The organism is Kitasatospora sp. NPDC059146 (assembly GCF_042786665.1).
Classification (GTDB): domain Bacteria; phylum Actinomycetota; class Actinomycetes; order Streptomycetales; family Streptomycetaceae; genus Kitasatospora.
Window position 1 is genome coordinate 45,545 of sequence record NZ_JBHZCY010000062.1, and the last position, 6,924, is coordinate 52,468.

The 6,924-nt window shown below is 74.3% G+C and carries 7 protein-coding genes; 3 read left to right on the plus strand and 4 right to left on the minus strand.

Annotation, left to right across the window (positions count from 1 at the left end):
* Nucleotide 1: 1 nt before the first annotated feature.
* Complete coding sequence (locus ACFXPX_RS24875; protein WP_380526806.1) at nucleotides 2–982, minus strand: carbohydrate ABC transporter permease; 981 nt, start codon at nucleotides 980–982, stop codon at nucleotides 2–4.
* 28 nt (nucleotides 983–1,010) lie between these two features.
* Nucleotides 1,011–2,318: an extracellular solute-binding protein gene (locus ACFXPX_RS24880; RefSeq protein ID WP_380643347.1), complete on the minus strand. Its 1,308-nt coding sequence runs from the start codon at nucleotides 2,316–2,318 to the stop codon at nucleotides 1,011–1,013.
* A gap of 330 nt (nucleotides 2,319–2,648) precedes the next feature.
* Here ACFXPX_RS24880 and ACFXPX_RS24885 point away from each other — a divergent pair, with 330 nt between their 5' ends.
* Complete coding sequence (locus ACFXPX_RS24885; RefSeq protein WP_375885829.1) at nucleotides 2,649–3,485, plus strand: IclR family transcriptional regulator; 837 nt, start codon at nucleotides 2,649–2,651, stop codon at nucleotides 3,483–3,485.
* A gap of 239 nt (nucleotides 3,486–3,724) precedes the next feature.
* Nucleotides 3,725–4,435: an alpha/beta hydrolase gene (locus ACFXPX_RS24890; RefSeq protein ID WP_380591840.1), complete on the plus strand. Its 711-nt coding sequence runs from the start codon at nucleotides 3,725–3,727 to the stop codon at nucleotides 4,433–4,435.
* A gap of 46 nt (nucleotides 4,436–4,481) precedes the next feature.
* Here the strand turns inward: ACFXPX_RS24890 and ACFXPX_RS24895 are convergent, their stop codons facing one another.
* Both ACFXPX_RS24895 and ACFXPX_RS24900 read right to left on the minus strand, forming a co-directional pair.
* Nucleotides 4,482–5,006 carry a universal stress protein gene (locus ACFXPX_RS24895; protein WP_375885827.1) on the minus strand — a complete coding sequence of 175 codons (525 nt, stop codon included), beginning with the start codon at nucleotides 5,004–5,006 and terminating at the stop codon, nucleotides 4,482–4,484.
* A 174-nt stretch (nucleotides 5,007–5,180) separates the two neighbouring features.
* Nucleotides 5,181–5,852 (minus strand): TetR/AcrR family transcriptional regulator, encoded by a 672-nt coding sequence (locus tag ACFXPX_RS24900; protein ID WP_380643349.1) that lies wholly within the window; start codon nucleotides 5,850–5,852, stop codon nucleotides 5,181–5,183.
* A gap of 135 nt (nucleotides 5,853–5,987) precedes the next feature.
* On the opposite strand from ACFXPX_RS24900, the gene ACFXPX_RS24905 reads away from it, so the two are divergent.
* Nucleotides 5,988–6,812 carry an MOSC domain-containing protein gene (locus ACFXPX_RS24905; RefSeq protein WP_380643351.1) on the plus strand — a complete coding sequence of 275 codons (825 nt, stop codon included), beginning with the start codon at nucleotides 5,988–5,990 and terminating at the stop codon, nucleotides 6,810–6,812.
* Nucleotides 6,813–6,924: the final 112 nt, after the last annotated feature.

A 6,924-nucleotide genomic window follows, 5' to 3' on the forward strand; every position in this document is an offset into this window, starting at 1 on the left:
TTCACAGCTCGTTCCCCGTCCGTCGCAGGCTGCGGATGTACAGGACCGTCGGGACCACCAGGATCAGCAGCATGATCACGCCGATCGCCGCGCCCAGCCCGTACTGCGAGGAGGCGAAGGCCTTCTGGTACGCGTACACGTTGAGCACCAGGTTCTGGCCGGCGATGCCGCCGCCCTCGGTCATCACGTAGATCTGGGTGAAGACCTTGAAGTCCCAGATCACCGACTGGATCACCACGATGGTCAGGATCGGCCGCAGCATCGGCGCGGTGATCCGGCGGAAGGTGGTCCAGGTGCCGGCGCCGTCCAGGGCGGCGGCCTCCATGACCTCCTCCGGGATGGCCCGGATGCCCGCGTAGAGGGTGACCATGACGAACGGGTAGGAGTGCCACACCACCACGGCGCCGACGATCAGGAACGCCGTCCACTTGTCGTAGAACCAGTTGAACTCGTGGAAGCCGCTCAGCCCGAGCCGCACCAGGGTGTGGTTGACCAGCCCGAGGTTGGTGTCGAACAGGAAGCTCCACACCGTCGAACCGGTCATCGCGGGCGCCGCCCAGGCGGCCATCGCCGCCGTGGTCAGCACCAGCCGCGGCCAGCGGCCGACCCTGGTCAGCAGCACCGCGAGGGTCGCGCCGACGGCCAGGGTGGCGACCACGCAGAAGGCGGCGAAGCCGACGGTCTGCACCAGCACCGTCCAGAACTGGCCGTCCTCCAGGATCTTCGTGTAGTTGCCGAGGCCGACGAAGGAGGTCGGGACACCGCCGGAGGCCTGGGCCTGCCCGAAGTCCAGCACGGACAACAGCCCGAGCTGGTAGATCGGGTAGGCCACCAGCGGGACCAGGATGACCGCGGCCGGCAGGAGCAGCAGCAGCGGGGGCCGGCGGCGCCGGCCGCCCGGGGGTGCGGCCGGCGCCCTGCCCCCACGGCGCCGCTGCGGGGAGGCCGGCGCCGACGGGGCGGTCGTGGTGGATGCGGACACGTGCGGGACCTGCTCTCTGCTCGGCGGGTCAGTGCGCGGCGAAGGCCGAATTGATCTGCGCCGCGGCGTCGGCGGAGGCCTTGGCCACGTCCGCCTTGCCCGTGACCACCTGCTGCAGCATGGTCGGGATCACCGCCTGGGCGTCGATCTGCGCCCACGCCTGGTCCAGCGGCACGAAGCGGGTGCCGGCGGCGATGGTGTCGGTGAACGGCTTGAGGAAGGCGTCCTTCGCCCCGACCTCGGCGCTGACCGACTTGAGCGTCGGCAGGTTGCCCATCGCGTCGTACATCTGCGCCTGGTAGGCCGGGCTCGCCAGCAGCTTCGCGAACTCCACCGCCAGCGTGCGGTGCTTGGCCGCCTTCATCACCCCGAGGTTGTTGCCGCCCGCGAAGGCGGGGGCGATCGAGCCGGCCTTCTCCCCGGGCAGCGGCACCACGCCGTACTTGCCCTTGACCGCGCCCGCCTCCACCTTGCCGCGGTTGGAGTTGACCAGGATCGCCATCGCCGACTTCCCGGCCGCGAACAGGTCGACGGTCTTGCCGCCGGTCAGGTCCGCGCACTGCTGGGCGGGGCAGCCGTCCGGGCCGAACAGGTCGGTGTAGCGCTTGATCCCGGCCTGCGCGGCGGGCGAGTCGATGGCGGCCTTGAAGGCCGTGCCGTTCTTGGCCGCGATGTCGCCGCCCGCGTCCCAGACGAAGGGCAGCGCGCCGAAGGTGTACTTGCCGCCGACCGCGATGCCGAAGGTGTCCGGGTGCGCGGCGTGGATCTTCGCACCGGCCGCGACCAGTTCGGCGTACGAGGCGGGCGGGTTGAGACCGGCCTCGGTGAACAGGTCGGTGCGGTAGTACAGGGCGCGCACGCCGACCCACCACGGCAGGCCGTAGGTCTTGCCGTCGACCACCGCCGTCCCCGCGATCGCCGGGTCGAGGTCGCCCTTGGACTGCCACGTGTCCAACTCGGCGCCGATCTCGGCCAGTCCGCCGGCGGCGACGTAGCCGGGCAGGTCGGTGTTGCCGAACTCGACCAGGTCGGGGGCGCTGTTGGGGTCGTTGAATGCGCCCTTCATCTTGGCCGCGCGGGCCGAGGCGTCGGTGTCGATGTAGCCGACCTTCACCGTGACGCCCTGGTGGGAGGCCTGGAACTCGTTGACGGCCTTGGCCACCACGGCTTCCTTGGCCGCGTTGCCCGCCTCGTTGTACAGCCACACCTGGAGGGTGCCGGTGCGGTCGTCGGCCTTGCCGCCGGCCGGCGCCGCGGTGCCCGGGGCGCAGGCGGTGGCGGCGAGGCAGCAGGCGGCGAGCGCGACGGCCGCAGCGGCCCGACTGGTGAGTCGCATGGGTGGAGACCTCCCCTCCCGACAGCTGCCGCCGAGACGCTCCCCGCCGGGGGACGGGCGCGTCGAAGCAGGCCCTGACCGGGGCCGATGGTGGGTGAAGTGGTGGGGGTGACGGCAGGGCGCAGCGCCTCGGGTGGGCGACGCCGCCTGCTCGATGGCAGGGACGTTAGGCGTGGGCGATCGGGCCCAACAAGAGGTGGTTCACGAAGTTTTGCACTGCACAACGTTGTATCGAGGATGCGCCGACCCGGGCCCGAAGGGGTACGTTCTGACCACCCCCGCCGACGTGCGGGGGCCACGCCAGCAGAACCCGGACCAGGGAACGGACCCATGACGGAGACGTCGCCCCAGCAGCCCACGACGACGGCCGCGCCCGCGTCGAAGCCCACGACCGAGCGCAACCAGTCCTCCTCGCTGCGCCGCGCACTCGCCGTCCTCGGCCACGTCCGCGACCACGGCGACGGGCGCGGCGTGCCGCTCGCCCAACTCGCCGACGCCCTGGGCCTCAACAAGAGCACCGTGCTCCGGCTGGCCGGCCCGCTGCTCGACGAGCACCTGCTCGAACGGGACCGCGAGACCGGCTGGTTCCGCCTCGGCCACGGCTCGCTCCGGCTCGGCCAGGCCTACCTGACCACCCTCGACCTGCGCAGCGTCGCCGCCGAACACCTGCGCCGGCTCCAGCGCGAGGCCGGCGAGACCGTCCACCTGACCGTCTGGCAGGCACCCGGGATCGTCTACCTGGACAAGGTCGAGGACGAGACCAACGTCCGGATGGCCTCCCGGGTCGGCAGCCGGGCGCCCGCCTACTGCACCGCCACCGGAAAGGCGATCCTCGCCTGGCTGCCCGAGGAGGCGGTCACCGAGGTGGTCGCGGCCGGCCTGCGCCCGGTCACCGCCTGGACCATCGCGGACGAGACCCGGCTGCGCGCCGACCTCGCCCGGATCCGCGCCCGCGGCTACTCGATCGACGACCGGGAGAACGAACCCGAGGTGCGCTGCGTGGCCGCGCCGATCTTCGACCACACCGGCGAGGTCACGGCGGCCCTGTCCGTCTCCGGCCTCACCTCCCGGATGACGGCCGCCCGGGTCCGCGCCCTCGGCCCGGTCGTCGCCCAGGCCGGCCTGCGGATCTCCCGCGAACTGGGCTCCGACCGCCAGCCGTCCTGAACTCCCGCTCCCCGCGGGCGGAAACGCGGACGGAAACGCGGACGGGGTCCGGCACCCGTGAAGGTGCCGGACCCCGTCCGAACCGTGGAGCGCCAGGCCCGGATCGCACGGACTCTTCCTACTGAAAGTAGGACGTGCTCTGGTAGCACCGCTGACGCCTGACGAGAGATCATCTCCCTCGCGACAGGAAGTACAGTAGCAGCTCCGTGACCACCCATCGAATCGGAGGCGAACCCGGCATGACGACCGCGCGACCGGAGGCCGTTCCGTACGCGGACGGACGCCTGTTGGACGTCCACCGCCCCGCCGCCACCGACTCCGGGCCCGCCCCCGTCGTCCTGCTCTGGCACGGCTCGGGCCCCGACGAGCGCGACGTGCTGCACACCCTCGCCCAGGAGGCCGCCGGACTCGGCCTGCTGGTCCTCGTCCCGGACTGGCGCTCCGACCGGGCGGACGGCGGCCGCGCCGACCTGCTCGCCTCGCTGGCCTTCGCCCGGCGCAACGCGGCGGCGTACGGCGGGGATCCGGACCGCTTCGTGCTCGCCGGCTGGTCGCTCGGCGGCCGGGAGGCCGTGGCGGTGGCCACCCACCCGGACACCCCGGCCGAGCTGCGCCCCACCGCCGCCGTCGGCATCGCCTCCGCGTACGGCCGCCCGGCGGCCACCACCGGGGACGTCCCGCTCGACCACCTGGCGGCGGGCCCGTCCCCGGTGCCGGTCCTGCTGGTGCTGGGCACCACGGACGAGGTGGTACCCGGCTGGCTGACCCATCAGCTGCACGCGGTCGTGCCGACCGCCGAACTGCTCGAACTCCCCACCGACCACGCCGGCGTGGTGATGACCACCTACGACCCCGGGGCCGACCGTTGCCTGCCCGCCACCGACCCCGCCACCCTGGCGGCCGGCCGGCGGACCGCCGCACTCCTCGCCCGGGCGGCCGGGCTCCGATAGGGGCGGGCGCCGCCCAACGCCCCTACTCCGCAGGCCAGTTGACTGCCTAGTTGCCCGCCACCAGGTCCCGCAGGCCGTAGCCGCGCTCCAGCGCCTCCAGGTCCCGCTGGAGGGGCGGGCGCGGCACGGTGAGCACCGGGCAGGCCGCGTGCCGGACGCAGTAGGCGGTGACGGACGGCCGGATCAGCCGGGAGAGGCAGCCCCGCTCCCGTCCGGCGCCGAGCACCAGGACGTCGCCCGGCCGGTCCGCGCAGCGCAGCAGCGTGTGGGCGGTCTCGCCGCGCACGGCCTGGCAGCGCAGCCGGGCTCCGGCGTACCGCCCGGCGAAGGCCTCGTCGAGCGCCTGCCGCAGCCGGGTGACGGCCGCGTCCCGGCCGGCGCCCACCACCGGCGGGCAGACCGAGCGGCGGTAGCCGAGCTCCTCCCCCGGCGGGGTCCAGCACAGCACCGCGAGCACCTCGGCGTCCGTCCGCCGGGCCTCGGCCACCGCGTGGTGCAGGGCCGCGAGGCTGCCGAGCGACCCGCTGACGCCGACCACGATCCGGCCGTCGCCCGCACCCGTGTCCGTCATCGCCCGCCCCGCCTCTCCGTCCGCGCCGCCGCCCCCGGGCGGATCACCCCAGCTAACCGGCGCACCCGAGCCCGCCCGCACCCGTTGACACGGTCCTGACGCCCCACCCGGCGTTCCGTACGCGTCCCTGATGCCGACAGGAGGGCAGGGGAGGCGGGGGAAGGGCGGGGGCGGTCAGACCTCCGGGGCCCCGGCCTCCCACAGGTCCGCGAACATCCGGTCCAGGTGCTCCTCGCCGATCGGCGGGACCGGCAGCGGGTGGGCGGCCCGCGCGCGGAAGCCGTCCAGCAGCAGGGCGAGGTACCGGCGCCAGAGGTCGGGGCGCAGCTCGGTGGCGGCGGGCAGGGCGCGGCAGAGCGGGCCGAGCAGGAAGAGCAGGTCCATGGTGACCACGTCGCGCCGCATGGTGCCCTGCTCCTGGGCGCGGGCGATCAGGGCGCCGACGGTGGCGGCGTGCCCGCGGCTGATCTCGATCATGCCGGGGATGACCGGGATGGCCTGGGTGACCAGGTCGTTGATGCCGCGGTCGGCGGCGACGAGGGCGAAGATCCGCTCGAAGTAGCCCTCCAGGCCGGTCCAGGCGTCCTCGGCGGCGAGCGCCTCCCGCCCGGCTTCGGCGAGTCCGGTCCCGGCGTCCGCGAAGACCTCGGCGATCAGCGCCTCGCGGGTCGGGAAGTGCCGGTAGAGGGTGGCGTTGCCGACGCCGGCCTCCTTGGCGATCTGGTCCAGCGGGACGTCGAGGCCGTGCCGGGAGAACATCTCGCGGGCGGCGGCGAGCAGCTGGTCCCGGTTGCGCTGCGCGTCGCGCCGGAGCCGTCCCGGGGGGTTCGCGCTGCTCGGTGCCATGGGCAGACCCTAGCAACCGCACGGCCGCCGGGTGTTCACCGGCACGACGGCCGGTCCGGTCCGCGCCCGCCCTGCAACTACCCTACGGGGGCGAGGAGAAGAGCGGCCCGAGCGGCCGCGGACCACGGGGGCGGCATGGCGACGGTGACGGAACTCCGGTACTACCCGGTGAAGGGCTGCGCCGGGGTGCGCACGGAGCGGGCGGAGGTGACCGCGGCGGGGCTCGCCCACGACCGGGAGTTCATGGTGGTGGACCAGGACGGCGTGTTCCGCTCCCAGCGGCGGGATCCGCTGCTGGCGACCGTCCGCCCGGCGGTGGCGGAGGGCGGCGCCCGGCTGGCGCTGGCCGCGCCCGGGGTGGCGCCGGTGGCCTTCGCCGTGGACACCGCGGGCCCGCGCCGCAAGGTCGAGCTGTTCGGCGTGCCGTACCCGGCCGTCGACCAGGGCGAGGAGGTCGCCGCCTGGCTGTCCCGGGTGCTGGGCGCGCCCAGCCGGCTGGTCCGGGTGCCACCGGAGCACGACCGGGCGACCGACGGGCTGACCCCGGGGACCTCGGGCTTCGCCGACAGCAGCGCGATGCACCTGCTCTCCCGGGCGACCTTGGACGACTTCAACGCGCGCACCGGCGAGGGCGTCGCCCCGCTGCCGGTGGAGCGGTTCCGCCCGAACCTGGTGGTGGACGGCTGGCCGGAGCCGCACACCGAGGACCTGCTGCGCCGCTTCCGCGTCGGCGGCGCCGAGTTCGGCTACACCAAGCTGGCGATCCGCTGCGCGGTGACGCTGGTGGACCAGCCGACCGGCGCCAAGGCGGGCCCGGAGCCGCTGCGCACCCTGGCGCGGTACCGCCGGGCGGCGGTCGGCGGGGTGGCCCTCGGCAGCAAGTTCGCCGTACTGCGCCCGGGCACCGTGCGGGTGGGGGACGATCTGGCGGTGGACGACTGGGGGCCGTCCGAGCTGTGACGCGGGTCCCGGTACGACCGTGGGCCCGCCGGAGGATACCCCCGGGCCCCCGGGTTCCCGGGCACAGCCCCCCCTGGACACAGCCCGAACCGGGCAAGAAAAAAACAAAAAC